Genomic DNA, 26,773 nt, shown 5'->3' with positions numbered 1-26,773 from the left:
GGGGCGCCCCCCTGGCGGCGGGGCGCCCCGTTCACACGCGCGCTACGAGCAGTACTGCGCTTCCTTGCCGATCGAGCGGTACATGCAGTCCGCGTTCTCCAGCAGCTGGAGCACGGCGTCCTTGTTCCGCGCGGTCTCGCGGTCGATCACCTCGTCCGGCGGGTAGAAGCCGCCCCCGCCGCTCTCCGGGTACATCTCGAAGGTGTAGGCGAAGATCTTCTGGTTGCCCCACAGCCAGTCGTCGATCGTGCCGTCGGTGATGTACAGGTCGCTCGACTGCTCCGGCGTGTAGCCGTTGCTCGCCGCCATGCTCGTGCCGATCTTCTTGTAGACGGCGAGGTCGTCGGCGGTCAGGCCCGGAGCGGTGTCGTTGTAGGTCCAGCCGAAGGGCCACAGGACCAGTTCGCTGTACGTGTGGAAGTCGATCGCGGCCGTGATCTGCTGCTTGCCGCCGATCACCCGGCTGCGGACGAAGTCCGAGACGACCTTCACCTCGGGCGCCGACTCGGCGGCCGCGCCACGGTAGGTCTCGGAGCTCTTGCTGCTGCTGGAGCCGCCACAGCAGCCCCACTTGTAGTTCCAGTTCCGGTTCTCGTCCGTGCCGACGTACGAGGATCCGCTGTTGGGCTGGCGGTTCTTGCGCCAGGAGCGGTAGGAGCCGGTGGCGATGTCGTACTCGCCGCCGTCCGGGTTGAGGTCCGGGACGATCCAGATCTCGCGGCTGTTGACGGCGTTGGTGACCCGGGAGTCGGTGCCGTACTTGGAGCCGAACTCCTTGAGCAGGTAGAGCGCCATCTCGACGGTCAGGTGCTCACGGGCGTGCTGGTGGTGGGTGAAGAGCACCTCGGGCTCGGCCTCGTCGGTCGCGACGTTGTCGCTGATCTTGATGGCGATGAGGTCCCGGCCCTGGTACGACTTCCCGATCACCCGCTTGCTCATGATGCCCGGGTACTGGGCGATGCGCTGGTCGATCTCCGTGTTCATCTCGGCGTAGTTGTGGTACTTCGAGTCCGCCGAGGGGAAGTCCATCGGGCTGGCCGCGATGCCGGGCACGGAGCGGTCCGGCGGGCCGGGCAGCGCGGTCAGCCGGTAACCGAGCGCGCGCAGGTTCTTCGCCTGCATGGTGTCCGCGCTGACCACGACCGTGTGGTCGTCCACCTCGTCGATCGAGACGCCCGTACGGAGCAGGGCGGTGCGGTCGGCCGGGGTGGAGGGGCCGTGGATCCGGTACTGGACGATGGCCTCGTCCTGGGTGGCGGTGGACGGGGTGGGCGGTGGCGATGCCGTCGCGCTCATGCCGTAGGCGGGTGCGCCCAGCGCGAGCGCCAGTAGGGCCGCCGTGACGGCGGCCCTCCGGCGGGTGTGGAGCCGCATGCGTTCTCCTGGGTGGGAGTGGGGGGTAGCCGTGCGGACGCGCACAGCGTGCTCTCATGGCATGTCCCGGTCAAGGACCCGCCGTGCGGGCCGTACCGATCCGGCCACCCCCAGACGTACCGCCTACGGGAGCCCGTGGACCTTGGGACCCACCGAGTTCGACCAAGCACTACCCGCCTTGGCGTCCCAGTTGGTCGACCAGGTCATCGCACCGCGCAGCCCCGGGTAGGTCTTCGACGGCTTGAAGGACCCGCAGTTCGTCCCCCTGGCCAGGCAGTCCAGGGCGTTGTTGACGATGGTCGGGGAGACGTAGCCGCTGCCCGCGCCGCTCGGCGAGGCGGGGACGCCGATGCCCACCTGGGAGGGGTCGAGGCCGCCCTCCAGCTGGATGCAGGCGAGCGCGGTGAGGAAGTCCACCGAGCCCTGGGAGTAGACCTTGCCGTCGCAGCCGTTCATCGAGCCGCTGTTGTAGTACTGCATGTTGACGACGGTGAGGATGTCCTTGATGCCCAGCGCCGTCTTGAAGTAGCCGCCCTGCGTGGACTGCATGTCGATGGTCTGCGGGGCCATGGTGATGACCAGCGACGGGCCGGCCTTCGCGGACAGCGAGCGCAGCGCCTGCGTCATGTAGGTCGGGTTGAGGCCGTTCTCCAGGTCGATGTCGATGCCGGTGAAGCCGTACTCCTGCATCAGGGCGTACGCGGAGTTCGCGAGGTTGTTCGCGGAGGCCGAGTCGTTGACCGAGATGGTCCCCTTCTCGCCGCCGATGGAGAGGATGACCGACTTGCCGGCCGCCTTCTTCGCGGCGACGTCGGCCTTGAACTGGGCGACCGTGTAACCGCCGAGGCCGGCCGAGTCGAGGTTGAAGGCGATGGCGCCGGGCGTGGTGGTCGCGTCGGCGAAGGAGACGGCGATGATGTCGTACTGCGCGGAGACGTCGGAGATCTTCTGGACGGTCGCGCCGTTGTTGAAATTCTGCCAGTAGCCGGTCAGGGCGTGCTTGGGGACGGCCGGCCCGGGACCCGGCCCGGGGCCGGTGCCGGTCGTGGTGCCGGTGACCGGAGCGGACTTGGCGCCCTCGCCCGCGGCGTTGTACGCGCTCACCTGGAAGGAGTACGAGGTCGAGGCGGCGAGCCCGGTGATCTGGGTCGAGGCGCCGGAGGTGACGGTCTGGACGCGGACGCCGTCCTGATACACGTAGTAGCCGGCGGCCCCGCCGACCGCGTTCCACGAAAGGGTGAGAGCGCTCGCGCTCTGGCCGGAAACCGCGGTCCCCGCGGGGGCTCCCGGGACGCTCGGACCGGGGTCCGTGCCGCCGCCGCCGTCCGGTCCGAAGACGCTGAACTCGTCGACGACGTAGGCCGGCTGGCCGTACCAGCCGTGCGTGTAGACCGTGACCTGGGTGGTGCTCGGCCCGGTGGTGAAGGTGGTGGAGAGCTTCTGCCAGCCGGCGCCCGATCCGGGGGTCCAGGTGGACACGTCCTGGGTGCCGGTCCCGGTCGCGCCGAGGTAGACGTAGCTGCCCTGGACCTGCGTGCTGAGCGTGTAGGTCGAGTTCGGCTTGACTGTGACGGTCTGACTACAGCGGGCGTTGTCCTGTCCGGCCGGGGTGCCCTTGAGGGCGCCGGCTCCGGCGTACACGGGCGAGGAGACGGAGGCGCCGGTTCCGCCGGTGCAGGACCAGTTGGCGAGGCCCGACTCGAAGCCGCCGTTGCGGGCGACGTTGACGTCCGCGGCCTGTGCGGTACCGGCGGCGAGGGCCGTCAGGCCGCCCGCGGCGAGGGTGGCGGCGAGCGGGAGGACGAGGGAGCGTATGCGGTTCACGTGGGCTCCGGTGGGGGGAGGAAGGTGGTGAAGGGAGAGGGGGACCGGGTGGGGTGGGTCCGAACTCAAGGCGTGCGCTGCCAAGTTGGTCCAGACCAATCCTCGTGTCAAGAGTCTTTGCGATGTGGCTTGAAATGACTGAAGGGCCGATCCCTGTTGTCCGGGTTTCCCGCCACCTGTGACAGAGGGCGGCCGCACGGGAATCGGCAAGGCCCTGCCCCGCCTGGGGTGACGCGGATATGGTGCTGAGGCAAGGGGGAAGCTCGTCGATCGTTTGCGGTCGCGCAGTGCGTGCGCGTGCGCGGCGTCTTCGCGTCCGGCGCGCGACGGGCCCGTGGCACACGGGTGAACGTGGGGGAACGGGGGAATTCACGTGCCGACCGCCATCGCTGTCACCAGCGCCGATCTGGTACTTCCGGCCCCTGACCGGCACACGCCCGGGGCCGCCGTGCTGCACCCGCCCGAGCAGCTCGACCTGGAGGGCGCGCTCGCCGAGACCGGCGCGCTGCTGGAGCGGCACGGCCATCTCGTGGCCCTCGTGCCGCCCTGGCTCCCGCGCGCCACCGTCCAGCGGCTGCACACCGTACGCGCCATCCTGGAGACCGACCGGATCGCGCTCCTCGGCATCGATCTGCCGCCGCTGGGAACGGCTCTGCTGGTCCGTCAGCTGCGCCAGCTCAGTGTCTGCGACTTCAGCCCCGGGATCATCGCCTCCGCGGCCCGGCTGCTGTCCCACTACGTCTACGCGGGCGCCCTGCTGGGCTCGGTCGCCAAGCTCGACCGGGTCCGGGTCCCGGTCGGGCTGGGGGCGCACGCCAGGTCCTGGTCGCCGAGCGCTCAGTTCGCCGTACTGGCCCACCCGACGCCGCACCTGGCCAAGCTCGGGGCCGCCGGGGCGCAGGCCTCGGCCGCGGTGCCCGCCGGACCCGGCTTCGCCACGCAGCTCACCTTCGCCCGCGGCCAGCTCACCTCCGACTGGGTCACGGCCGAACTCGCCCCCGCCTGGCAGGTGCAGGGCGTCATGGAGAACCCGCTGCCGGCCGGCTCGCCCGGCTGGTGGGGCACCCAGAAGCTCGTCGAGTTCGCCGCCGGCATCCCGGACCTGTCCGTGCTCTACCAGCTGGTCGCCTCGGTCCGCCGCGAGCAGTGCCGCTGGTGCGGCCTCGAACTCATCGGCGACCGCTGCGGCTTCTGCGCCGCCCCGCTCACGGCCGCGCCCGCCGCGCCACCGCCCCCGGCGAGCACCGCCCGATCCAGACCCTGACCGACCGACTCCTGCGAACGAACGAAGAACGGCGAGGTAGGAAGACCGATGAACTCACGCCAGCGCCGCGGCGTCATCCTGCTGCTCCTGTCGGTCCTGTGTGCCCTGGGGGCCTTCGCCGGAGTCCTCGTGGTGATCGGCGACGTCAACTCCAAGGTCGGTGCCGAGGTCGTGGCGTACCGCGCCAAGGGCGACATAGCACCGTACAGCCCGCTCGCCGCCGGGCAGTTCGAGGAAGTGCGGATCCCCAAGCGCTGGTTGTCCGAGACCGCCGTCACCGACCTCGGCGCGCTCAAGGACAAGATCGCCCTCACCACCCTGAAGAAGGGCTCGCTGCTCCAGGCGGACATGTTCGTCGACCGTCCACAGCTCCAGCCCGGCGAGCAGGAGATCGCCATCATGATCGACGCGGCGACGGGCGTGGCCGGCAAGATCACCTCCGGCGCCAAGGTCAACATCATCGCCACCTTCAAGGGCGCCAAGGACACCGACCCCTCGCGGTCGGTGATCATCGTCGCCAACGCCCGCGTCCTGGGCGTCGGCCGGCTCACCGCCCTCGAAGCCAAGGACAGCGACCGCAAGGGCCCCGCCGAGGCGGTCCCGATCACCTTCGCCCTGAACACCAAGGACACCCAGCGCGTCGCGTACGCCGAGTCCTTCGCGGAACACGTACGCCTGGCCCTGGTGGCCCCCGGCACCGACTCGGCACCCGCCCCGGGCGACCGTACGTACACCCTCGACGGGGACAAGTGAGGCATCACGGATGACCACCCGAATCCTCCCCGCGGTCGGCGACCCGGACGCCGCGCGTGCCCTTTCCACCCTCCTCAGCCAGCTCCCGTCGGCGGAGCCGGCCGCACCGGTCCCCGATTCGACCTCGCTGCTGGACACGCTCGCCCGGCTGGCCGTCGACTCCATCGACGAACTGCCCGAGGTCGTCCTCGTCCACGAGCGCATCGGCCCGGTGCCCGCCCTGGAGCTGATCCGCGAAGTCGCCCTGCGCTTCCCGGCGGTGGGCGTCGTCCTGGTCTCCTCCGACGCCGGCCCGGCGCTCTTCTCCGCCGCCATGGACTCGGGCGCGCGCGGCCTGATCGGCCTCCCGCTCTCCTACGAGGAACTCGCCGCCCGCGTCCAGGCCGCCGCCCAGTGGTCCGTGGGCGTACGCCGCCACCTCGGCAAGGGCTCGGCCGCCGACGTGTTCACGGGGCCGGGCGGCCGCGTGGTCACGGTCACCGGAGCCAAGGGCGGGGTCGGCACCACCTTCACCGCCGTCCAGTTCGCGCTGGCCGCGGCCGCCTCGGGACGGCGTACGGCACTGGTCGACATGGACCTCCAGGCGGGGGACGTGGGCTCGTACCTCGACGTGCAGTTCCGCCGCTCGATCGCCGACCTCGCCGGGATCCAGGACATCTCCCCGCGGGTCCTCCAGGACGCCGTGTACGACGACCGCACGGGCCTGGCGCTGCTGCTGGCCCCGGCCGACGGGGAGCGGGGCGAGGAGGTCGACGACCGCGCCGCCCGGCACATCGTCGGGGCCCTGCGCAGCCGCTACGAACTCGTCGTCATCGACTGCGGCACCCAGGTGACCGGCGCGAACGCCGCCGCGGTGGAGATGGCGGACATGGCGGTGCTGGTCACCACCCCGGACGTGGTCGCGGTACGGGCGGCGAAGCGGATGGTCCGGATGTGGGAACGCCTCCAGGTGCGCAAGGCGGAGGACACCGCGATGGTCGTCAACCGCTGGAGCAAGCACACGGAGATCCAGCCCGCCCTGATCGAGAAGATCACCAAGACCCGCGCCACCCGCACCCCGGTCCCGGCCGCCTTCAAGGAACTCCAGGCGGTGGTGGACGCGGGCCGGGTCCAGGACCTCGACAACCGCTCGACGGTCAAGCAGGCCCTGTGGACGCTGGCGGGCGAACTCGGCCTCCTCGCGGCCCCGGACACCGCCGCGGCCCCCGCCGCCCCGGGCGCGGCGGTCGCCGTACGCGCCGCCGGCGCCGTGTCCCGCCTGCGCCGCGGCCGGGAGGGCTGACGGATGGCCGCCCGGAGAGGGGACCGGGGCCAGGTGGCGATCGAGTTCGTCGGCATGGTCCCGCTGATCCTGCTGCTCGTGGCGGCGGTGTGGGAGTGCGTCCTGATCGGCTACGCGTTCTCCCTGGCGGGCAACGCGGCGGACGAGGGGGCGCGGGCGGGGGCGGTGACGGGGGACGCGGCCTGCCAGGCGGCGGCGAAGGAGCACATCGGGGACGCGTGGAATCTCAAGGTGAAGTGCGGGAAGTCCGGGGACATCTACCAGGTGAAGGTCACCCTGGGGATCCCGGTCCTCTTCCCGGGCCTCGACTTCGGCGAGATCGACGGCACCGGCGGCGCGGCGTTGGAGAAGGAGGCGAAGTGACGTGAGGCGGCGCATCCGTTCCGACCGGGGGCAAGTGGCCCTGGAGTACATCGGCTTCGTGCCCATCCTGCTGTTCGTCGCACTGTGCGCGATCCAGCTCGGCTGGGTCGCGTACGTCCACGAGCAGGCGGACACCGCCGCCCGTACGGCGGCGCGCGTGGAGGCCCAGCACCCGGGACGGGGGGAGGCCGCCGGATACGCCGCCATCCGCGAAGGGCTCCCGGCGACCGTCAGCGTGCCCGGAGGGGGCGACGCGGTCACCGCGACCGTGACCATCCGCATCAACTCGATCATCCCCGGGCTGTCTCTCGAACCGGCCAGGGCAACGGCTGTCATGCCCAACGACGACCCGAAGGTGACCGGACCATGAGCCTGCGTTCCCGGGTCAACACCCCCGACGACCGGCACAGCCCCCGCGAGGACGGCCGACTGGTCTCCTCCTACCGCGCCAAGCTGCTGGAGGAGATCGACCTCGCCGAGATGTCCGCGCTCGCACCCGCCGAGCGCCGGGCGCGCCTGGAGCGCGTACTCGGCCACATCATCAGCCGCGAAGGCCCCGTACTCTCCACCGTCGAGCGCGCGCAGCTGATCCGCCGGGTCGTCGACGAGGCTCTCGGCCTCGGTGTGCTCGAACCGCTCCTCGAAGACGCCTCGATCTCCGAGATCATGGTCAACGGCCCCGACCAGATCTTCGTCGAGCGCGCCGGCCGCGTGGAGCAGCTCCCGCTCCGCTTCGCCTCGCACGAGCAGCTGATGCAGACCATCGAGCGCATCGTCTCCACCGTCAACCGCCGCGTGGACGAGGCCAATCCGATGGTCGACGCGCGCCTGCCCAGCGGCGAACGCGTCAACGTCATCATCCCGCCGCTCTCCCTGACCGGCGCGACCCTCACGATCCGGCGCTTCCCGCGGGCCTTCACCCTGCACGAGATGATCGCGCTCGGCTCCCTCGACGAGCAGATGCTGCTCCTGCTGTCCGGGCTCGTCGCCGCCAAGATGAACCTGATCGTCTCCGGCGCCACCGGCACGGGCAAGACCACCCTCCTCAACGCCCTCTCCGGCCTGATCCCGGAGGGCGAGCGCATCATCACCATCGAGGACTCGGCCGAACTCCAGCTCCAGCAGGCGCACGTGATCCGCCTCGAATCCCGCCCGCCGAACGTGGAGGGCAAGGGGCAGATCACCATCCGCGACCTCGTACGCAACTCCCTTCGCATGCGCCCCGACCGCATCATCGTCGGCGAGGTCCGCGGCGGCGAGACCCTCGACATGCTCCAGGCGATGTCCACCGGCCACGACGGCTCCCTCGCCACCGTCCACGCCAACAGCTCCTCGGACGCGCTCATGCGCCTGCAGACCCTCGCCTCCATGTCGGAGGTGGAGATCCCCTTCGAGGCCCTCCAGGACCAGATCAACAGCGCCGTCAACGTCATCGTCCAGCTGACCCGCTTCGGCGACGGCTCACGCCGCATCACGGAGATCTCCATCCTGGAATCCCACGGCCGCGAACCCTTCCGGATCACCACCGTCTGCCGCTTCGCGGCCCAGCCGATGGCGGCGGACGGGCGCGTGCACGGCTACTTCGAGTACTACCCGCTGCCGCGCCGGATCGCCGAGCGGCTCTACATGAACAACCAGCCCATCCCGCAGGCCTTCGGGGTCGCCCTGCCGGACGACCCCCTCACCACCCCGCACATCACCCGGACCGCCCTGTGAACCCACTGATCCTCCTCACCCTCGGCGCCACCCTGCTCGCGTGCGTGCTCGTCGTCGCGGGCCTCCAGGCGTACGTCGCCGGGCGCGCCCAGCGCGCCGCCCTGATCGAGCGCCTCTCGTCGAGCGGAATGCCGGAGCCCCTCGGGCGGCGGCGCCGCTTCCGGGGCGTCGACCGGCGGCTGCGCAAGACCACGCTGGGCCGCCGCATCGAGCTGAAGCTGGCGACCACCGGCCTGGACCTCACCCCGGGCGAGTTCTTCGTCTACATGCTGGGTTCGATCGCGGGCGTCTGGCTCATCGCGTCCGCCCTCCTCGCGCCGTTCTTCGGTCCGGTGGCGGGCGTGATCGGCGTCTGGGCGGCGAACGCCTTCCTCAACTGGCAGCGGGCGCGGCGCACGGAACGGTTCATCAACCAGCTCCCCGACCTGGCCCGGATCCTCGCCAACGCCACCCAGGCCGGGCTGGCCCTGCGTACGGCCATCGGCATCGCGGCCGAGGAGCTGGAGGCTCCGGCGGGCGAGGAACTCGCGCGCGTCGCCGACCGCCTCGCCGTGGGCCACTCCATCGAGGAGTCCCTCGGCGAACTCACCGAGCGCCTGCCCTCCCGCGAACTGGTCGTCCTCGTCTCCACCCTCGTCCTGTCCGCCCGCGCGGGCGGCGCCATCGTGGACAGCCTGCGCAACCTGACGGTGACGCTGGAACAGCGCAAGGAGACCCGCCGTGAGATCCGTACCCAGCTGTCCCAGGTGACGGTGACGGCGTACCTCGTCCCGTCCATCGGACTCGGCTCGCTGCTGCTCGTCGACATGATGATGCCGGGCGCGCTGGACCGGATGACGGGCGCGTTCCTCGGCCAGACGGCCGTACTCGTCGCCCTCGGCCTCTTCGCCCTGGGCTTCATCCTCATCCGCCGCCTGTCGAAGATCGACGTGTGAGGGGGCGGACGGGACGATGATCGGACTTCTGCTCGCACTGGCCGTGGCCCTGTCGGTCCTCGGCGCGTTCCACGGCATCCGCCTCTACCGAGCGGACGTGAAACTGCCCACGGACCTCGCGCTCGCCCTGGAGGTGGGCGCGACCCGCACGACGGCGGTCGGCTCCCTCGTCGACCGCATGGGCATCCGCTGGGCCCCGCTGGTACTGAGCGCGATGGGCCCGGCCCGGGTCGCCCGCAAGCGCCGCCAGATCGACATGGCGGGCAACCCGGCCGGCCTCACGATCGACCGGTACGCGGCCCGGCGGGCGGTGTACGGGGCCCTGGGCGCCCTCGGCGCCTTCTCCATGCTGATCAACGGCCAGCTGGTCGCCGCCCTGCTCATGGTGGCCTTCGGGCTCTTCTGGATCGAGGCCGGCCTGTGGTCGGCGATCAGGGTCCGCCGCGACCACATCGAGCGGACCCTGCCCGACTTCCTCGACGTGCTCGCCGTGGTGGTGAGCGCCGGGCTGGGCTTCCGGCAGGCGCTGGACCGGGTGGCGGACAAGTACGAGGGGCCGTGGGCGGACGAGATCCGCATCACGCTCCAGCAGATGGACATGGGCGTCAGCCGCCGCCAGGCCTTCGACGAACTGCGCCGCCGCAACGACAGCGAACAGGTCGCGCAGTTCGTGACGGCCCTCCAGCAGGGCGAGGAGCTCGGCTCCCCGATCGTCGACACCCTGATCGCGATCGCCGAGGACATGCGCCGTACGGACGCCCAGAACGCCCGCCGCCGGGCGGCCCGGGCCGTCCCCAAGGCGACGTTCGCCGTGACCATGTTCATGCTCCCCGGCACGCTGATCCTGCTGGTCTGCGGCTTCGTCTACGGCGCGAACGTCGACTTCGGCGCGCTGTTCGGGGGTGGCTGAGCCATGGCACGGCTGAGCGTGCTCATCGCCGACGGCAACCCGGTCGTCAGGGCGGGCCTGGCGGCGATCCTGAGCGCGGCCGGGGACCTCGACGTGACGGCGCAGGCGCAGGACGGCCGCGAGGCACTGAGCCTGACCCGCCGGCACGCCCCGGACGTGATCCTGCTGGACGTCCGGATGCCGGGCGTGGACGGGATCTCGGCGCTGCCGCACCTGGTGCAGCTGGCTCCCGTACTGATGCTGACGTACAGCAGGGAAGCCGACATCATCTGCGAGGCGCTGTCGTTGGGCGCCGGCGGCTACCTCGTACACGGCGAGTTCACGACGGACGAGCTGCTGAGGGCGGTACGGGACGCCCCACTGGGCCGCCCCCACTTCACCCCGACGGCGGCGAGCGCCCTGCTCGCGGAGCTCCGGGCCTCTTCGCATCCGCAACGAGCTGTGGCACAGTCTTCTGAGCGGATGCACAACTCTGTTGTCTTCGGGCTGAGTTCCCGGGAGGTGGAGATCATGGATCTGATCGCGTCCGGGATGAGCAACCAGCAGATCGCCGCCGCCTGCTTCATCAGCGAGAAGACGGTCAAGAACCACATCAACCGCATCTTCGCGAAGCTCCAGAGCGCCACGCGCAGCGAGGCGATAGCCCGCTGGCTGGGAACCGCCCGTCCAGGAGTGACCGGTCATGGGTAGACAGAGTGCGCAGTGGGTCCGTAATTGGGTCCCGGGACCCTTGGTTACGACTGGTGACTCGCCGTACCGTCCGCAGATCGACACCGGTACCGGCCCGGGAGGGAACCCCCATGTCACAGAACACGCTGCTGAAGGCCGCCGTGGAGGCACGGATCAGGGTGAACGGCTGGGCGGACACGGCCGTAACAAGCCTCCGCCAGCGCCACGCCAACCCCGACCGCGGCCAGACGGCCTTCGAATACCTGGGCATCATCTTGGTGGTCATCGTGATCATCGGTGCGATGATCGGTACTGGCATCGGGACATTGATCGTCGACAAGATCAAGACCCAGGTCGGGCTGATCAAGGCCGGCTGACCGGGGCAGTGGGCGCCGACGGGTCCAACGACCGAGGGCAGGCCTTCCCCATCTATGTCGTGCTCGTGGCTGGCGTGCTCTTCGCCGCGTTCGCGTTCTTCGTTGTCGGTCAAGCCGCAGTCACCCGCAGCGATGCGCAAGGTGCGGCTGACGCCGCTGCGTTGGCGGCGGCCCGAGAGGCCAGGGACTCCGCCTTCACTGATCTTGATCTTGTCGCCTTGAAGTCGGCGGACTGGGAGAAGCTCCTGAGGGGTGACCTCCTCAGTGGCAGAGGCGCCTGCGCTGCGGCGGCGAGCTTCGCGGCCAAGAACGATGCCGTGTCCGAATGTGAGCCGTCCCTTCCCCGCTTCACCGTCATGGTGACGACCAACAGGACGGTAGGAGGGTCTGTGATCCCAGGGACCGGAGGCATGAAGGGCACCGCCAGTGCCACGGCCCTGATCGAACCTCGCTGCACTTTGGGGACAGACCCTGCGCCCAATGTGACGAACCCACCCGGCGGCGATAGCACGCCAAAGCCAGACCAGCTCAAGTTTCAGTGCAAGGGGGGCGAGTCCGTCCAGCTTGACCCGCTGAAGCCTGGCTCCCTGCGCGCGCTGGCGCGAAGCTTGTTCAGCGTGCGTTTGGTCGACTGACAGCGAACCGAGAGACAAGGAAGCGGCGTAGATGAGCATTCGGCACACGGTGAGGGTCCGCGGGGGAGCCGTCGCAGCAGTTGCGGCGGTCTTGGCGCTCGCGCTGGCCGGCTGTGGCGGCGGCAACGAGAAGCCGAAGGCGAAGGAGTCGCCCAACTCGTCGGCGTCTCAGCCCCCGAACGGCTCCTCCGCCTCGGCGCCGGCAAGCAACCCGAGTGCCGCACCGACCCAGATCCTCGCCACGGTCAACGGCGAGAGCGGGGTGGTCCTGACGATCAACTCGGTGACCCGTGACGGGGGAGGATTCGTGACGATCAATGGGCAGATCAAGAACACATCCAGCCAACAGTTCGTCAAGACCGCGGCTTGGCGCGGGAGCGAGCGTGACCTCACTGGAAGCGGTGAGTCGGTGGCTGGTGCGACCCTTGTCGACAAGGCGGGGAAGAAGCGCTACTACGTGTTGCGCGACACGGACGGTCGATGCCTCTGCACCACAGGAGTGGCGGCGATTGACGCGGGTGCGACCGTACCCTTCTTCGCGCAATTCCCGGCGCCGCCGACGACCACCACTGACGTGGAGTTCAGTCTCCCTACTTTTGCTTCGGCCGTCGTCAAGATTACCGGGTGACTCGTGATCACACACCATCGCACCGTCGCCGCAACGGCCGTAGCCGGTCTCGTCATAGCCGGCGCGAACCTGATCGGGGCAAGCGCCGCGTACGCCGATGACGTGAAGCCATCCGTCCCTCCCGGCACCGAGCCGTCCGCGTCCGCCCCCGTGGCCATCGACTCCAACGCCCCCGGGCTCAAGATCCCGCAGGGTGGGACGCTCGCCCCCGTCAAGGTGCTGGACATCGCCGAGGTCGTCGAAGACCTCGGCGGGGAGCAGCGGCGGCAGGAGACGAACCAGACCGTCATGATGGCGCTGCAGTCCGAGGTGCTGTTCCCGGAGAACAGCGCCGTCTTCAACGCCCAGGCCGCCGCCCGGATCCAGGCCATCGCCGCCGAGATCAACACGCAGAAGGCCACCCGCGTACGGGTATTCGGCTTCACCGACGACCAGGGCAGCTACGAGCACGGCAAGGAGCTGTCCAAGCAGCGCGCCGACGCCGTGCAGGCCGAGCTCTCCAAGACCGTCACCAATCCCGCCGTCGTCTTCGACGTCCGCGGGTACAGCGAGGACTACCCGATCGCCGACAACAGCACCGAGGAAGGCCGCAAGAAGAACCGCCGCGTCGAGATCACCTTCCCCCGCAGCGCCGGCGGCGGCTAAGGGGCGGGCGGCATCCCGGCGTCCCTCCGTCCGCCCATTCCCTGTCGAACGTCACTCGTCCGCCCCCGCGGTATGCCTGGTCGGAGCGCCGCGCCGGAGGCGGCCGCGGGCGGCTTCCGCGATCGTTCCGAGCAGGAGCGACTGGGCCAGTACGCACAGCGCGAGCTCGGTGAGGAAGAGCCAGGTCTCGGGCTGTCCTTCCCCGCGGAACGCTCCCTCGACCAGCGCCACGAAGAAGAACAACGGGAACGCGAACAGGGCCGGCAGCACCCATATGAACCCGGGGCCCGGGGCGAACAGGGTCACTGCCGTCGCGATCGCGACCGCGACGCCGACGAGCCCGAGGTAGATCGCCGAGGCGGGGTTGGCGAAGGTCAGGCGGACGAGCGTGCGAGCGGTCATCGGTTCTCCCCGGGACGTGTGGGCTGCACCCATGGTCGGGAGGATCCGGGGGCCTGTCGTGAGTACACGTACCCAGGTCGGTGCGTGCGGAGCCGGGCCGGCGCGGCCCCCGCCCGGCGCGGCCCACCGTCGGGGCCGTTCCGGCGCGGGGGCCGCGGCGCGCGGGGCGCCCGGCCCGGCGCGCGATCAGTCGAACTGGCCAGGCTGGTAGTCGCCCGCCGGCTGCTGGACGATCACGTTCATGCGGTTGTACGTGTTGATCAGCGCGATGAGCGAGACCAGCGCGGCCAGCTGGTCCTCGTCGTAGTACTTCGCCGCGTCAGCCCAGGCCTCGTCCGTGACGCCGCCGGCCGCGTCGGCGATGCGTGTGCCCTGCTCGGTCAGCTCCAGGGCCGCCCGCTCGGCGTCGCTGAACACCTTCGCCTCACGCCAGGCCGCGACCAGGTTGAGTCGGATCGGGTCCTCCCCGGCGTGCGAGGCGTCCTTGAAGTGCATGTCGGTGCAGAATCCACAGCCGTTGATCTGGCTGGCCCGGAGCTTCACCAGCTCCTGCGTGGCGTGCGGCAGGGTCGAGTCCGAGATGACCTTGCCCGCGGAGTTGATGTACCGGGCAAACTTGGTCGCGACCGCGTTGCCGAAGAAGTTGAGACGCGCTTCCATCGTTCTCTCCTTGCCGTGTCGACCGTTACACAGCTTTGACGGAAAACGCGGCCCGGATGTGACAGCCTCGCGAACCAAGTGGATATGACCTGAGTCACACGGTCAGGAGGAGTTCCGCGATCTCCCGGGCCCGGTGAGCCGGCTCCGGGCCCGGGCTCAGTGCGGCCACCGCCGTCGCCCCCTCCGTCAGGATCAGGAGCTGGTCGGCGAGGGCCGGGTCGGCGGCTAGATCGGCCAGCAGGGCGCGGAGTTCCGCCTTGTGGACCCGCACGATCTCCGGCGCCGCCGCGCCCAGCTCCCCGTACGCGTTGAGGAACGCGCAGCCCCGGAAGTCGGGCTCGGTGAACCAGTCCGCCAGCCAGTCGAACACCGCCAGCACCCGCGCCCGAGGCTCCGCCGGTGCGAGCGCCGCCGTGCGCAGGGAGTCCAGCCAGCGCTGGTCGCGGCGTTCCAGATAGGCCGTGACCAAGGAGTCCTTCGCCGGGAAGAGCCGATACAGGCGCTTGAGGGGGACCCCGGAGGCGGTGCGGACGCGGTCCATGCCGACGGCCTGGATGCCGTGCCGGTAGAACAGCTCCTCCGCCGCGTCGAGCAGCCGGGTCCGTGCCTCTTCGTCGTCCATGAGGGCAGGGTAGCCCGTCTCCCCTTGTGGTGAGAACGATCGTTCTCGTAGAGTGGAGAACGATCGTTCTCCCTCATTCCACCCCAGAGGATCCGCCATGACGCGTCCGCCCCTGCCTCCCTTCACCGAAGAGTCCGCCCGGGCCAAGGTCCAGGCCGCCGAGGACGCCTGGAACAGCCGCGACCCCGAGCGCGTCGCCCTCGCGTACACGGAGGACTCGGTCTGGCGCAACCGCGACCGGTTCCTCGTCGGCCGCACCGAGATCCGCTCGTTCCTCGCCGACAAGTGGGAGCGCGAGCTCGACTACCGCCTGCGCAAGGAGCTGTGGGCCTTCACCGGCAACCGCATCTCGGTCCGCTTCGAGTACGAGTGGCACGACGCCACCGGCCAGTGGTGGCGCAGCCACGGCAACGAGCAGTGGGAGTTCGCCCCCGACGGCCTGATGAGCCGCCGCGAGGCCAGCATCAACGACGTCCCGATCACGACCGAGGACCGCCGCCTGCTCTGACCCGGCCACCCCCGGCGCCCGGGCCCGGTGAGTGCTCCGGCTCAGGCGCCGGGGGCGGACCTGAGTACGCCCGCCCCTTGCCGGCCCCAGCCCTGGCTGCTACGTCATCGCAGGTCAATCCCCGTGTCGCCGCCCTCTGAGCTTGCGTTCGAGAGCCCGGTATTGGTTTCGTACGAGGCGTAGGCGCGGGGAGCGCCCAGGGGGAGCGGCACAGCACATGAGTACACAGACGGATCTGCCGGCGCGCTGGCAGCAGTTGTTCGGCGAACCGGCGGCGATGCGGCTCGCGTCGGCGGACGCCCCGGGCGGTGGCAACGGTGGCGGCGGCAACGGTGGCGGTGGCAACGGTGGCGGCGGCGAGGATCTGGCCCACTCCGGCGGGCCCTGGTCCAAGGCCTCTGTCGCGGCCGGTGAGTTGCGCGTCACCACCGCGGAGGGCCTGGGCAAGATGGCGGCCGCTCACGAAGGCGTCGAGGCCGGTACGGCGGGACTCTCCGCCACCGCCGCGCTGGCCGCGGTCCGTGCTTCCTGGGAGAGGCGGGTGGCCGCCGTGCGTGACGAGTGCGGGTCGGTGCAGTCCGCCCTGCTGAACGTCGCGCGGGAGATCGGCGAGATCGACGAGAACAACAAGCTCAGGTTCTCGCACCTCGTCACGCACCAGGGTGCGTCGAAGTGACCTTGACCTGGCAGCAGTTGCGTGATGTGAAGACCCAGGAGTTCACCGAGGCGGCAGCGGCGTGGGCCGATGTCAGCACCCGGGCGGACGCGGGGCGCGACCGGATCAGCGTAGGGATGATCAAGTCGCTGGAAGACCAGAAGGGCGTGTCGGCGACGGCGGCGCGCGACCGGCTGAAGCGGGTCGACCGGAACTGCGACTTCATCCACACCGAATGCGGCCTCGTCCGCACCACGCTGAACTCTCTGGCCCACGAACTCGCCGAGGAGCAGGTGCGCCTCAAGGCGGCGCTGGAGGACGCGTCGGCCCGCGGCTTCACCGTGCATCCGGACGGATCGGTCCAGTACCCGCCCGGGGGCGAGGGCTTCCTGACCAAGGAACCCGCGCCAGGCGGCTCCGTACGGGGCGTCGACAAGCCGCTGTACCTCCAGGGCGCGCCCACCCACCCGCTGGGCAAGGCGCCGTTCCCCACCAACGCGAACCCCAACCACGGCCTCGCCCAGGAGATCGCCACCCGCATCCTGGACGCGCTGAAGGCAGCCCAGGACGTGGACTCCCGCTTCACCCGGGCGCTCAATCGCCTCAAGGCCCCGGAAGGGCTCGACGTCACGGAGGCCACCTGGGCCGACGCGGCGGGCGACGCGGCGGTCGTCCGGAAGGAGGCGGGGGACTACCTGCGCGACACCATCCCGGAGGCCAGCTCCCCGGCGGACCGGCACAGCTGGTGGCAGGGCCTGAGCGACGACCAGCGGGCCGAGCTCCTGGCCACCTATCCCGATGTGATCGGCAACCTGGACGGCGTCCCGTCCGAGGTCCGGGACGAGGCGAACCGGGACAACCTGCAGCTGCTGATCGGCAAGCTGTCGGAGCAGAGCGACGAGAAGTCCCAGACCCAGCTGGCGGGCATGCGCTCGATCGACGACCAGCTGCGGAACCCGGCGCCCAAGGACCCGCCGATGTACCTGCTGGGCATCGGCGACCAGGGCGGCGGCCGGGCCATCGTGGCCTTCGGCAATCCTGACACGTCGCGCAACGTCTCCGCGTACGTGCCCGGGCTGGGCACGGCACTGGACGCGGAGTTCGCCCGGAACGACCTCAAGCGCGCCCGCGACACGGCCATGGGAGCCCGGATACACGATGAAAGCTCCGCATCGATCGTCTGGCTCGGCTACGACGCGCCGCAGCTTCCGGCCGCGGAAGTCATCGACAATGCGGACGTGATGTTCAAGGAGCACGCCGAGAAGGGCGCGCCCGCGTACAACCAGTTCATGGCGGGGATCAGCGCCACCAACCAGAATCCCGACCCTCACGTCACGGCCATCGGCCACTCGTACGGATCGCTGACCTTGGGGCAGGCGGCGCTGCAGAGCGGTGGGATCCCGGGCGTCGACGACATCGTGCTGTTGGGCAGCCCCGGCACAGGTGCCCAGTGTGCCGACCAACTGGGTGTGGGCAAGGAGCACGTGTTCGTGGGGGCTTCCGACCACGACCCCGTGTCCATGGCCCCGAACAAGGTGGAGTCCGGGGCGATGTTGGTGGGTGCCGGAGCGGGTGCCCTTGCCGGTGGGGCGGCGGGGTCGGTCCTCGGGCCGGTCGGTGCGGCGGGTGGAGCGCTCATCGGAGGCGCCTTCGGCGGTGTCCACGGTTTCCTCGTGGGCGATGCCGTCACCGATGACAGCCAGAACTACTTCGGCACCGATCCGGCACGCAAGGAATTCGGCGCCAAGCGCTTCCTGGTCGATGATGGGCCCCTCCCCGTCATCGAAGGCAGCGGCCCCATGGACGCGCATTCCAATTACTTCAACCCGAACAGAGACCGTGTGTCCGCTGACAACATCGCGCTGATCGTCTCAGGCAAGTCCGACGCAATCGTGATCGAGGAACATCGATGAGACCCGGCCGGCGACACCCCCACATCACGCGAGCCCAACGCTCGGCAGCCTGTCTGTTGGCGCTCGCCGCCCTCGCCGGCGGCTGCGGGCTGAGCAGTGGCGGACAGGCGGACAGGAAGAGCACCATGAACATGCAAGAGGGCGCCGAGCGCGCCGATACCATCCTTCAGGACACGCTCGCCGCTGTGCAGCCCGAACTGAAGTGGAACCACGGCCCAAGCAGTGACGCCGGCTGCACCAAGGGCGTGGCCGGCGCAGCCACGGGTACAGGGTCGGTCAAGCGGATCATCACCATCATGACCATCGTCTCCGAGCAGCGCCGCGGCGCGCTCCTGGGAGTGATCGAACGTGACTGGAAGAGCCGCGGCTACAAGATCACAAGCGTCCGGAACAGCGCGGAGGCACCTGCCGTCTACGCCGAGACCCCGGAGGGCTACGTCCTCAACGTGAAGGTCGGCGGCAAGGGGCAGTTCTTCCTGGAAGCCGGCACCCCTTGCCTGACCGATTCCTCCGTCGGGCAACCCACCGGCAAGCCCAACACCCCGGACCGGAGTGGGGAGTTTCCGCAGCGTCCGGACGTTCAGGACGAGTTCTGGTCCGCCACCACGCCGGCGCCGGCGGGCAGTTGATCCTGCGCGGGCGACTCTCCGCGCAACGGGGAGAGTGCCGCCGGAGCCGGCAGGCGACGATCCCCGCGGGCGGTCAGCGGGGTGCCTGCCAGGTAGCGGGCGCAGTCGTCGCCGTCGGCCACCGGGCCGGCGCCGGGCCTGTCGGCCAGTTCGGCGCGCGGCAGGCCGAGTGCGGCGTAGGCGGACTGCGTGTGGCCCCGGCACCGGTGCCCAGCGCGCCGAACAGCTGGGGGTGCCCAAGGACCACGTGTTCGTCGGCCCTGCTGACAACGACCCCGTGTCCCAGGCCCCGAACAAGGTGGAGTCCGGGGCGATGCTGGTGGGTGGCGGAGCGGGTGCCGTCTCCGGCGGCGTGGCAGGATCGGTCCTCGGGCCGGTCGGTACCGTGGGCGGAGCGCTCATCGGAGGCATTGTCGGCGGCGCCCACGGTTTCCTCGTGGCCGATGCCGTCACCGATGACAGCCAGAACTACTTCGGTACGGATCCGTCCCACAGGGACTTCGGTGCCAATCGGTTCAAGGTGGACGACGGGCCCAGGCCCATCGTCGGGGGCGACGGCCCCATGGACGCCCACTCGAACTACTTCAACCCCACGAAGGACAGAGAGTCCGCGACCAACATCGCGCTGATCGTCGCGGGGCATGCCCAGGACATCAGCACCGAGGAACCCCGATGAAGCCGCCCCGCACCGCAGGCGCACTCCTCGCACTGGCAGCTCTCGTTGCCGGCTGCGGCCCGGGTGCCGACGACGGATCAGACAAGAGGAACGACACCGTGCAGCTGCAGCAGGGCGCCGAGCGCGCCGACGCCATCCTTCAGGAGACCCTGGCCGCCGTGCAGCCGGAACTGAAGTGGAACCACGGTCCGTCCTCGGACGCCGGTTGCACGAACGCCCTGGGCAATGCGACGGGCATGGCGGCCGCCGACCGGTCGATCGCCGTCCTGACCATCGTTTCCGAACAGCGCCGGGGTGCCCTGTTGGGCGTCATCGAGCGGGCCTGGAGGGAGCGCGGCTACAAGATCACCAGCGTGCGCAAGAGTCCGACGTTCCCCGGCATCTACGCCAGTACTCCCGACGGCTACAGCCTGGAGGTCAAGGTCGCCGGCGAGGGCCAGTTCTTCCTCGGGGCGTCCACGCCGTGCCTGGAGGACACCGGCATTCAGCAGCCCGCCTCCAAGCCCAACACCCCGGACCGGAGCGGGGAGTTTCCGCAGCGTCCGGACGTTCAGGACGAGTTCTGGTCCGCCACCACGCCTGCGCCGGCGGGCAGTTGATCCTGCGCGGGTGACTCTCCGCGCAGCGGGGAGGGTGCCGCCGGAGCCGGCAGGCGCGGATCCCCGCGGCCGGTCAGCGGGGTGCCCGCCGGGTAGCGGGCGCAGTCGGCGTGCGCGGCGACCTCGAGGCGGTCGCCCGGGTACGTCGTGAGCGAGAGGGTCCGTCCGGTGCCGGGCAGTTCGAGGCGCAACTCGGCCTGAGCGAGTCGGGGGGCGGTCTCGTAGGCGGTGACCTTCCAGCCCTGCCGGGTCAGGGCCTTCCGTGCCCGCTCGAGCGCGGGCCCCGCCTCGGCGCGTGGGACGCCCCCCAGTCCCCACGTGTCGCTCACCGCGACGACGCCGGGGGCTTGCGGCGGGTAGGCGATTGCGCGCCCGGACCAGTGGCGCATGCCCCGGAGATGGCAGTCGTCGCCCTCGGCCACCAGGCCGGCGCCCGGCCAGTCGGCCAGTTCGGCGCGCGGCAGGCCGAGTGCGGCGTAGGCGGACTGCGTGTGGTCCTCCAGCTCCCGCGCCGTCGCGGCGGGATCGGCGACCGGATACGGGGTTCCGTCCCAGATCGGGGTGAACCACCGGGCGAATCCCACCGCGGCGCCCACCACGACGGCCAGGGCCAGCCCGGCAGCCGACGCCGCGACGATCTTCCGGCGCCGTGTGGAGGCGGACGCGGGGTCGGGGCCGACGGTGGAGCCGGCGGTGGGGTCGTGGGGTCGCTGCGTCATGGCGACAGCTTCCGCCGGACGTCGGGGGAGCGCATGAGTAGCCGTACTCAACCGCCGCCTCGGCCCTGCCCAGGTGCTCGCCGCGCAGCGCGGAATGCGAACCGCGCTGCCACCGGGTTGGTCGTTACGCCTGGTGGTGGGCCTGGGTGATGAGGTCCGTGGCGACCTCCAGGGCCGCCAGGCGGGTCTCCTCCGGGTCGCCCTCCACGTGCTGGAGGAACATCATCCCGGCGTGCAGCGTGAACAGCGCGCTGACGCAGCGGACCTGGTCCGTCAGCGGCCCGTCCTGCGTGCGCAGCAGCTCCACCAGGCGGAAGAGCCGTGCCTTCACCGTCTCGCCGATGCTCAGCTCGCGCGTGGTCGCCTGGTTCTCCTGCATGAACCGGTACAGCGCCGCGCCCGCCGCCATCGCCTCGCTGTAGCGCCGCAGCACCTCGCGCTTGGTCTCCAGGGTGCGCGGCTGCTCCTCGGCCCACGTGATCAGCTCGTCGATGGGCCGGGTCAGGTCCTCGAAGAGGCTGATGATGATGTCTTCCTTGGTCTTGAAGTGGTAGTACAGCGCCGCCTTCGTGACCTCCAGCCGCTCCGCGATCTCGCGCAGCGACGTCTTCTCGTACCCCTGCTCGACGAAGAGCTCCAGTGCGACGTCCTGGATGCGCTGACGCGTGTCGCCACGGCGGCGCTGCGGACTGCTGCTGGACATGACTCTCCCCAATTACTTACTTGACGCCCGGCTAGTTACGGGTCTACCGTCCCCAGTGTAGTGAACTAGCCGGGCGGCAAGTAAGTGCCGGTGCGGGACGAAGTGCGAGTAGTAGGGCCAGGGGAGTGGACATGGTGGACACAGTCAAGCCTGCGGGGACTTCGGAGGAGGTGAAGCCGCGCAGCGTACGGGTCGTCCTCATGGCGCTCATGATCGCGATGCTGCTGGCGATGCTCGACAACATGATCATCGGTACCGCGATGCCCACGATCGTCGGCGAGCTCGGCGGCCTGGAGCACCTCTCCTGGGTGGTCACCGCGTACACGCTGGCCACCGCGGCCTCCACTCCCATCTGGGGCAAGATCGGCGACATGTACGGGCGGAAGGGTTCCTTCCTCACCTCGATCGTCATCTTCCTGATCGGCTCCGCGCTCAGCGGCATGGCCCAGGACATGGGCCAGCTGATCGGCTTCCGCGCGATCCAGGGCCTCGGCGCCGGCGGTCTGATGGTCGGCGTCATGGCGATCATCGGCGACCTGATCCCGCCCCGTGAGCGCGGCAAGTACCAGGGCATGATGGCCGGCGTGATGGCCCTCGCCATGATCGGCGGCCCGCTCGTCGGCGGCACCATCACCGACCACATGGGCTGGCGCTGGTCCTTCTACATCAACCTGCCGCTCGGCGCCGTGGCGCTCGCCATGGTGACGGCGGTGCTGCACCTGCCGAAGAAGACGGAGCCGGGGGTCCGCCCGAAGATCGACTACCTCGGCGCGGCCCTGCTGACCATCGCCATCACCTCGACCGTGCTCGTCACCACCTGGGGCGGTACCGAGTACGCCTGGGGCTCCGGCCAGGTCATCGGCCTGATCGTCGTCGGCGTGCTGTCGACCGCCGCCTTCCTCTACGCCGAGACCAAGGCCGAAGAGCCGGTCATGCCGCTGCACATCTTCCGCAGCCGCAACTTCACCCTCATGTCGGTGATCGGCTTCCTGGTCGGCTTCGCGATGTTCGGCGGCGTGCTGTACCTGCCGCTGTTCCAGCAGTCGGTCCAGGGCGCTTCTGCCACCAACTCGGGCCTGCTGCTCCTGCCGATGCTGCTCTCGATGATGGTCGTCTCGCTGATCGCGGGCCGCGTCACCACCAGCAGCGGCAAGTACAAGATCTTCCCGATCATCGGCGGAGCGCTGATGGTCGTCGGGATGTTCCTGCTCGCGACGATGGACACCGACACCACCCGCCTGGTGTCCGGGCTCTACATGGCCGTCCTCGGCGCCGGGCTCGGCTTCCTGATGCAGATCACCATGCTGGTCGCGCAGAACAGCGTCGAGATGAAGGACATGGGCGTCGCGTCGTCCTCGGCGACCCTCTTCCGTACGCTCGGCGGCTCCTTCGGCGTGGCGCTGATGGGTTCCCTCTTCACCAGCCGGGTCACGGACACCATGGCCGAGCGGCTGGGGCCGGAGGCGGCCGGGGCCGCGGGGTCCGCGCAGCTGGACGCGGCGAGCCTGGCCAAGCTGCCGGAGGTCGTGCGGGACGCCTACCAGGGGCGGGCGCGCGCCGGGGCGTCTCCTCGGGCGCCGAACGTGTCGAGGGGTCGGAGAGCGCAGCCTCGTTGCGTTCGGCACCCTGCGGGGATCACCCCGGCACACACCCGCCCCCGTCCCAACCGGCCCGGCTGCCCCGATCCCTCGGCCTCGCCGCACAAATTCAGCCCCGCCGGCGTTTGAGGCGCGGGGTCCGGGGCGGAGCCCCGATCTTTGAGCCGCACTTTCCGACCCGGGCGCACCGCCCCAGCCTCGCACTGCCGTGGGCCTGACGGTGGTTGGGGAACGGGGCTAAAGTCCCATCAGTCACTTTGGTGCCATTACATGGAATTTAAGGCCCAATTGACTGGAACTCCTCGGCGGAGCCGCACGTCCTGATCCACAGAACGCTCGCACAGTGGATGGGGAGTGGACACTTCATGAGGTTCATGGCGGGAGAGAGCAAGCAGGGCATTCGGGCAGGTGCGGTCGTCATGGCCTCGGCCGCCGCCGTCGCGGCGACCGTGTGGGGGGTGGCGACCCTGGTGGAGCCGGGCAAGGCGGCCACGCAGCAGAACGTGTCCCGGTCGACGGACCCCGCCGGCGGCGCCGGGTCGCAGCCGCAGGGGATACCCGAGGGCATCGCCCACGGGTCGGAGGCCGGGGAGAACGCCGTCAACATCACCATCGACGACGGCCCCGACCCCCGTTGGACCCCGAAGGTGCTGGAGGTCCTCCAACGGCACGACGTCAAGGCGACCTTCTGCATGGTCGGCCCGCAGGCCAAGGCCCACCCCGGCCTCGTCAAGAAGGTGGTCGCGGCCGGCCACCGGCTCTGCGACCACACCATGGACCACGACACCGCCATGGACAAGAAGTCCGTCGCCTACCAGGAGCGGCAGATCCTGGACGCGAAGGAGCTGATCGAGGAAGCCGCGGGCAGCGGCGCGAAGGTGGAGTACTACCGGGCCCCCGGCGGCGCGTTCACCCCCGACAGCCGGCGCATCGCCGCCGCGCACGGGATGCGGCCGCTCGGCTGGAACGTCGACACGAAGGACTTCGGCAAGCCCGGCACGGCCGCCGTCGTCGACGCCGTGAAGCGTGAGATCGGCAACGGCCCGACGGTCCTCTTCCACGACGGCGGAGGCAACCGCGCGCAGACCGTCGATGCCCTCGACCAGGTGCTGGACTGGCTCAAGGAGCAGGGCCGCCCCACCGGTTTCCCGGTCCGCACCACCCCCTGACACGCCGTCCGCCCGGCGAACGGGTGACGGTCGACCGTGCGCAGCCAGCCGCGTTGTTCCCTGGTCGGAACACTCGTACGCACCACCAGGAGGCTCCTGTGGCCATCGCCCCCGGCAAACTGTCCGACCCCTCGGTCGGCGCCCTCGTCGCCGCCGTCAACGCGCACGACAAGGACGCCTTCCTCGCGGTCCTCACCGCCGACGCGACCATGTCCGACGACGGCTCCGACCGCGACCTGCACGAGTGGATCGACCGGGAGATCTTCGACGCCGGCGGCCACATGGACGTCCAGTCCGAGTCCGACGGCGGCCGCACCCTGCTCGTCAACTACCGCAACGACACCTGGGGCGAGATGCGCACCACCTGGCGCTTCGTCATCGCCCCCGGCGGCGGCCGGATCAGCCGCATCGAGACCGGTCAGGCCTGAGGCCGGGCCGGCCGCCGCGTACGGCGAAGGCGCCACGGCGCTCCCGTCCGGGTGAAAGGGCACCCGGCGTCGTTCCGGCCCGCCGGAGGGTCCCGTTGGGCCGGGCATGAAGCGCACCCGCATCGCAGCCCTCGTCCTCGCCACCGCCGCGGCGGCCCTCGCCCCCGTCCTCGGCCAGCCGGCCACCGCCGCGCAGGCGCCGTACCTCCAGGACCCGGCAGGTGGCGAGAAGGACATGAAGTCGATGTGGACCAAGGACGAGGTGCACAAGGTGGAGGGGCAGTTCCGCCTCTACCCGGGGGTCCGGTACAAGACGGTCAGCCGCCCCGGCCACCCCGACGCGCCGGACTACGAGCGCCGGGTCGGCGACCCGAAGACGCTGGCGTGGCTGCCCTCGTACGAGTTCGCCTGGTCGGTGTCGGACTCGACGGTGGTGAAGAAGGCGGTGACGGTCAAGGAGGGCGCGCACCCGATCGTCGTGCGCGCCGTGCTGCGGACGGCCAAGGGGGCCGAGGTGGCGCAGGTGCGCAAGGAGCTGACGGAGAAGCCGGCGACCGGGCGCGAGAAGGTCGCGGGCGGCAAGCGGATCGCCTGTGACACCGGTGAGTACACGGTGGAGTGGTCGGTGACGCGCTCGGGCTACGGGACGCTCACGGGCACGCTGCGCTGGAACTCCAGCTGCGAGCAGTACCGGACGGCGTTCGCCGCGCACCACGGACAGCAGCGCTGACGAGTGGGGTCCGGCCGCCCCGCGCACCTTGTGGGTGCTCGGCGGGCGACTGGGCCGCGGCCTTGGATCAAGTGCCGTAGTGGCCATGGTGCCGCACGGGGTGCTCTGCGGCAGAGGCGAAAGTCCCGTGTCGAGGGTCTTTTCAGTTCTTCTTGGCGGCCTGGTTCGCCTGAGCGGCGATGTCCTCGAGGACGCCCTTCGGGTCGCCGTTCGGTTCCACGGCGCGGCCGATGTTGCGCTTGATGGTGTCGCTGACCGTCAGCCAGGTCGGATCGTTCACCGGGTAGAGCTGGGCGCCGCGCAGCGCGTCCAGGAACTGCTGGTCGTTCTTGTCCAGGCCGCCGCCGGCCGGGGTGCGCGACGCGGTGACGGTGGAGGGCAGCAGGTGGTAGCGGTCGGCGAATTCGGTCAGGTTCTTGTCCTGGTAGAGGAAGTCCAGGAACTTGGCGATCTCCTCGCGCTTCCCGTTCTGCTTGAAGGCCATCATCCAGTCGGCCACGCCGACGGCCGGCGGGTTCTCCCCGACGCCGAGGTCGTCCGAGACGGGCATGGCGGTGGTGCCGACGGTGATGCCCTTGGCGCGCGCCTCGTGGGCGAGCGACGGGTAGCCGTTGAGCATGCCGACCTCGCCGCGCAGGAAGGCGGCGAAGGCGTCGGCGCGGTTGAGCTTGGAGGGCGAGATCGGGCCGGTGAGACCGGGGGCGACCAGCTGGTCCTTGACCCAGCCCCACGTCTTGATGTTCTGATCGGAGGCCAGGGCATAGTTGCCGGCGCTGTCGGCGTAGCCGCCGCCGTTGCTCAGCTCCCAGATCATCGCCTCGGCGTGCGCCTCCTCCGGGCCGAGGGGCAGGGCGTACGGGTACGCCACGCCCTTCTCCTTGAGTGCCTTCGCGGCGGCCTTGAGGTCGGACCAGGTCTTCGGGGGCTCCTTGATGCCGGCCTTGGTGAAGAGCGCCTGGTTGTAGAAGAGGAGGCGGCTGCTCGCCACGAAGGGCAGGCCGTAGAGGGTGTTGCCGACGGAGCCGGCGTCGGCGAGCGGCTGGAGGAAATTCGCCTCGGCGGTGACCGAGAGGAGTTCGTTCGCGGGATAGAGCTGACCCTGGGCCGCGAAGTCCGAGTAAGAGCCCATGAGTGCGACATCCGGCGCCTTGCCGGCCTTGACCATACGGGAGACCTCGCGGTCGATGTCGGCCCACGGAAGGAGCGTGACGTCGACCTTGATTCCGGGGTTGGCCTCGGTGAAATCGGCCGTCATCTTGTCCCAGTAGGGCTTGGAACTGGTGGCCGGGCTGTCGCCGTATTCGGCGGCGACCAGATGCAGCGTACCGCCGTCACCTGCACTGTCTCCGGAGCCACCACATCCGGCCAGCGGCATCAACAGGCCGAG

The 26,773-nt window shown here is 70.2% G+C and carries 31 protein-coding genes; 23 read left to right on the top strand and 8 right to left on the bottom strand.

What is annotated here, in order from left to right; genetic code table 11:
- Positions 1–42: 42 nt before the first annotated feature.
- Positions 43–1,374 (bottom strand): M14 family metallopeptidase, encoded by a 1,332-nt coding sequence (locus tag IF88_RS0120375; RefSeq protein ID WP_030714106.1) that lies wholly within the window; start codon positions 1,372–1,374, stop codon positions 43–45.
- A 123-nt stretch (positions 1,375–1,497) separates the two neighbouring features.
- Positions 1,498–3,198, bottom strand: a complete 1,701-nt coding sequence (locus IF88_RS0120370; protein ID WP_051837211.1) for a chitinase — start codon at positions 3,196–3,198, stop codon at positions 1,498–1,500.
- A 373-nt stretch (positions 3,199–3,571) separates the two neighbouring features.
- On the opposite strand from IF88_RS0120370, the gene IF88_RS0120365 reads away from it, so the two are divergent.
- The 13 genes from IF88_RS0120365 to IF88_RS0120305 all read left to right on the top strand — a co-directional run bounded on the left by IF88_RS0120365 (position 3,572) and on the right by IF88_RS0120305 (position 13,375).
- A complete protein-coding gene (locus tag IF88_RS0120365) occupies positions 3,572–4,462 on the top strand; it encodes a hypothetical protein (protein ID WP_030714102.1) in 891 nt (296 codons plus the stop codon).
- A 48-nt stretch (positions 4,463–4,510) separates the two neighbouring features.
- On the top strand, positions 4,511–5,215 hold the full coding sequence (cpaB, locus tag IF88_RS0120360; protein ID WP_030714100.1) for a Flp pilus assembly protein CpaB: 705 nt from the start codon (positions 4,511–4,513) through the stop codon (positions 5,213–5,215).
- A 10-nt stretch (positions 5,216–5,225) separates the two neighbouring features.
- Positions 5,226–6,497: an AAA family ATPase gene (locus tag IF88_RS0120355; protein ID WP_030714097.1), complete on the top strand. Its 1,272-nt coding sequence runs from the start codon at positions 5,226–5,228 to the stop codon at positions 6,495–6,497.
- 3 nt (positions 6,498–6,500) lie between these two features.
- A complete protein-coding gene (locus IF88_RS0120350) occupies positions 6,501–6,860 on the top strand; it encodes a TadE/TadG family type IV pilus assembly protein (RefSeq protein ID WP_030714093.1) in 360 nt (119 codons plus the stop codon).
- Between the two features lies 1 nt (position 6,861).
- Complete coding sequence (locus IF88_RS0120345; protein WP_037806437.1) at positions 6,862–7,230, top strand: TadE/TadG family type IV pilus assembly protein; 369 nt, start codon at positions 6,862–6,864, stop codon at positions 7,228–7,230.
- Positions 7,227–8,576 (top strand): CpaF family protein, encoded by a 1,350-nt coding sequence (locus IF88_RS0120340; protein WP_030714076.1) that lies wholly within the window; start codon positions 7,227–7,229, stop codon positions 8,574–8,576. Before IF88_RS0120345 ends, IF88_RS0120340 begins: the two co-directional genes overlap by 4 nt.
- Complete coding sequence (locus IF88_RS0120335) at positions 8,573–9,511, top strand: type II secretion system F family protein (protein WP_030714068.1); 939 nt, start codon at positions 8,573–8,575, stop codon at positions 9,509–9,511. The genes IF88_RS0120340 and IF88_RS0120335 overlap by 4 nt, the downstream gene beginning before the upstream one ends.
- Before the next feature lie 19 nt (positions 9,512–9,530).
- Complete coding sequence (locus tag IF88_RS0120330; protein WP_030714066.1) at positions 9,531–10,421, top strand: DUF5936 domain-containing protein; 891 nt, start codon at positions 9,531–9,533, stop codon at positions 10,419–10,421.
- A gap of 3 nt (positions 10,422–10,424) precedes the next feature.
- A complete protein-coding gene (locus IF88_RS0120325; RefSeq protein WP_030714063.1) occupies positions 10,425–11,111 on the top strand; it encodes a response regulator in 687 nt (228 codons plus the stop codon).
- A gap of 110 nt (positions 11,112–11,221) precedes the next feature.
- On the top strand, positions 11,222–11,467 hold the full coding sequence (locus IF88_RS0120320; RefSeq protein WP_030714061.1) for a hypothetical protein: 246 nt from the start codon (positions 11,222–11,224) through the stop codon (positions 11,465–11,467).
- 8 nt (positions 11,468–11,475) lie between these two features.
- On the top strand, positions 11,476–12,102 hold the full coding sequence (locus IF88_RS0120315; RefSeq protein ID WP_030714059.1) for a pilus assembly protein TadG-related protein: 627 nt from the start codon (positions 11,476–11,478) through the stop codon (positions 12,100–12,102).
- Positions 12,103–12,133: 31 nt separating this feature from the next.
- Positions 12,134–12,730, top strand: a complete 597-nt coding sequence (locus IF88_RS0120310) for a hypothetical protein (protein ID WP_030714057.1) — start codon at positions 12,134–12,136, stop codon at positions 12,728–12,730.
- A gap of 6 nt (positions 12,731–12,736) precedes the next feature.
- On the top strand, positions 12,737–13,375 hold the full coding sequence (locus IF88_RS0120305; RefSeq protein WP_199808105.1) for an OmpA family protein: 639 nt from the start codon (positions 12,737–12,739) through the stop codon (positions 13,373–13,375).
- 51 nt (positions 13,376–13,426) lie between these two features.
- Here IF88_RS0120305 and IF88_RS0120300 read toward each other — a convergent pair whose 3' ends face one another.
- From IF88_RS0120300 to IF88_RS0120290, 3 genes are all read right to left on the bottom strand, one after another.
- Positions 13,427–13,777, bottom strand: coding sequence for an SCO4225 family membrane protein (locus tag IF88_RS0120300; protein WP_078893010.1), 351 nt, complete (start codon positions 13,775–13,777; stop codon positions 13,427–13,429).
- A 186-nt stretch (positions 13,778–13,963) separates the two neighbouring features.
- Positions 13,964–14,437: a carboxymuconolactone decarboxylase family protein gene (locus IF88_RS0120295; RefSeq protein WP_030714040.1), complete on the bottom strand. Its 474-nt coding sequence runs from the start codon at positions 14,435–14,437 to the stop codon at positions 13,964–13,966.
- 94 nt (positions 14,438–14,531) lie between these two features.
- A complete protein-coding gene (locus IF88_RS0120290) occupies positions 14,532–15,059 on the bottom strand; it encodes a TetR/AcrR family transcriptional regulator (RefSeq protein ID WP_030714036.1) in 528 nt (175 codons plus the stop codon).
- A gap of 97 nt (positions 15,060–15,156) precedes the next feature.
- Between IF88_RS0120290 and IF88_RS0120285 the strand changes: the two genes are divergently transcribed.
- The 6 genes from IF88_RS0120285 (at position 15,157) to IF88_RS0120260 (ending at position 20,039) form a co-directional block, all read left to right on the top strand.
- Positions 15,157–15,567 carry a nuclear transport factor 2 family protein gene (locus IF88_RS0120285; RefSeq protein ID WP_030714034.1) on the top strand — a complete coding sequence of 137 codons (411 nt, stop codon included), beginning with the start codon at positions 15,157–15,159 and terminating at the stop codon, positions 15,565–15,567.
- A 217-nt stretch (positions 15,568–15,784) separates the two neighbouring features.
- The gene (locus IF88_RS45540) at positions 15,785–16,243 is read left to right on the top strand and encodes a hypothetical protein (RefSeq protein ID WP_037806435.1); all 459 of its coding nucleotides are present in this window, start codon (positions 15,785–15,787) and stop codon (positions 16,241–16,243) included.
- Positions 16,240–18,135: an alpha/beta hydrolase gene (locus IF88_RS0120275; protein ID WP_030714029.1), complete on the top strand. Its 1,896-nt coding sequence runs from the start codon at positions 16,240–16,242 to the stop codon at positions 18,133–18,135. The genes IF88_RS45540 and IF88_RS0120275 overlap by 4 nt, the downstream gene beginning before the upstream one ends.
- A gap of 125 nt (positions 18,136–18,260) precedes the next feature.
- Positions 18,261–18,764, top strand: a complete 504-nt coding sequence (locus IF88_RS0120270; RefSeq protein WP_030714026.1) for a hypothetical protein — start codon at positions 18,261–18,263, stop codon at positions 18,762–18,764.
- Between the two features lie 232 nt (positions 18,765–18,996).
- Positions 18,997–19,440 (top strand): hypothetical protein, encoded by a 444-nt coding sequence (locus tag IF88_RS0120265; protein ID WP_030714023.1) that lies wholly within the window; start codon positions 18,997–18,999, stop codon positions 19,438–19,440.
- A gap of 98 nt (positions 19,441–19,538) precedes the next feature.
- Positions 19,539–20,039 carry a hypothetical protein gene (locus IF88_RS0120260; RefSeq protein WP_030714022.1) on the top strand — a complete coding sequence of 167 codons (501 nt, stop codon included), beginning with the start codon at positions 19,539–19,541 and terminating at the stop codon, positions 20,037–20,039.
- Here the strand turns inward: IF88_RS0120260 and IF88_RS0120255 are convergent.
- The gene (locus tag IF88_RS0120255; RefSeq protein WP_030714020.1) at positions 19,991–20,758 is read right to left on the bottom strand and encodes a hypothetical protein; all 768 of its coding nucleotides are present in this window, start codon (positions 20,756–20,758) and stop codon (positions 19,991–19,993) included. The genes IF88_RS0120260 and IF88_RS0120255 overlap by 49 nt on opposite strands.
- A 124-nt stretch (positions 20,759–20,882) precedes the next feature.
- Positions 20,883–21,461: a TetR/AcrR family transcriptional regulator gene (locus tag IF88_RS0120250; protein WP_030714018.1), complete on the bottom strand. Its 579-nt coding sequence runs from the start codon at positions 21,459–21,461 to the stop codon at positions 20,883–20,885.
- A 131-nt stretch (positions 21,462–21,592) separates the two neighbouring features.
- On the opposite strand from IF88_RS0120250, the gene IF88_RS0120245 reads away from it, so the two are divergent.
- From IF88_RS0120245 to IF88_RS0120230, 4 genes are all read left to right on the top strand, one after another.
- A complete protein-coding gene (locus IF88_RS0120245; protein WP_234323613.1) occupies positions 21,593–23,188 on the top strand; it encodes an MDR family MFS transporter in 1,596 nt (531 codons plus the stop codon).
- A gap of 245 nt (positions 23,189–23,433) precedes the next feature.
- A complete protein-coding gene (locus IF88_RS0120240; protein ID WP_030714011.1) occupies positions 23,434–24,228 on the top strand; it encodes a polysaccharide deacetylase family protein in 795 nt (264 codons plus the stop codon).
- Positions 24,229–24,326: 98 nt separating this feature from the next.
- Positions 24,327–24,656 carry a hypothetical protein gene (locus IF88_RS0120235; RefSeq protein ID WP_030714009.1) on the top strand — a complete coding sequence of 110 codons (330 nt, stop codon included), beginning with the start codon at positions 24,327–24,329 and terminating at the stop codon, positions 24,654–24,656.
- Positions 24,657–24,762: 106 nt separating this feature from the next.
- Positions 24,763–25,386: a hypothetical protein gene (locus IF88_RS0120230; protein WP_030714006.1), complete on the top strand. Its 624-nt coding sequence runs from the start codon at positions 24,763–24,765 to the stop codon at positions 25,384–25,386.
- Positions 25,387–25,528: 142 nt separating this feature from the next.
- Here IF88_RS0120230 and IF88_RS0120225 read toward each other — a convergent pair whose 3' ends face one another.
- Positions 25,529–26,761 carry an extracellular solute-binding protein gene (locus tag IF88_RS0120225; protein WP_051837226.1) on the bottom strand — a complete coding sequence of 411 codons (1,233 nt, stop codon included), beginning with the start codon at positions 26,759–26,761 and terminating at the stop codon, positions 25,529–25,531.
- Between the last annotated feature and the right edge of the window lie 12 nt (positions 26,762–26,773).

It is taken from the genome of Streptomyces sp. NRRL F-2580 (assembly GCF_000720115.1).
In the GTDB taxonomy this organism is placed as follows: Bacteria; Actinomycetota; Actinomycetes; order Streptomycetales; family Streptomycetaceae; genus Streptomyces.
The sequence above is the reverse complement of the archived record's forward strand: the minus strand, read 5'-3'. Positions and strand labels throughout refer to the sequence as shown.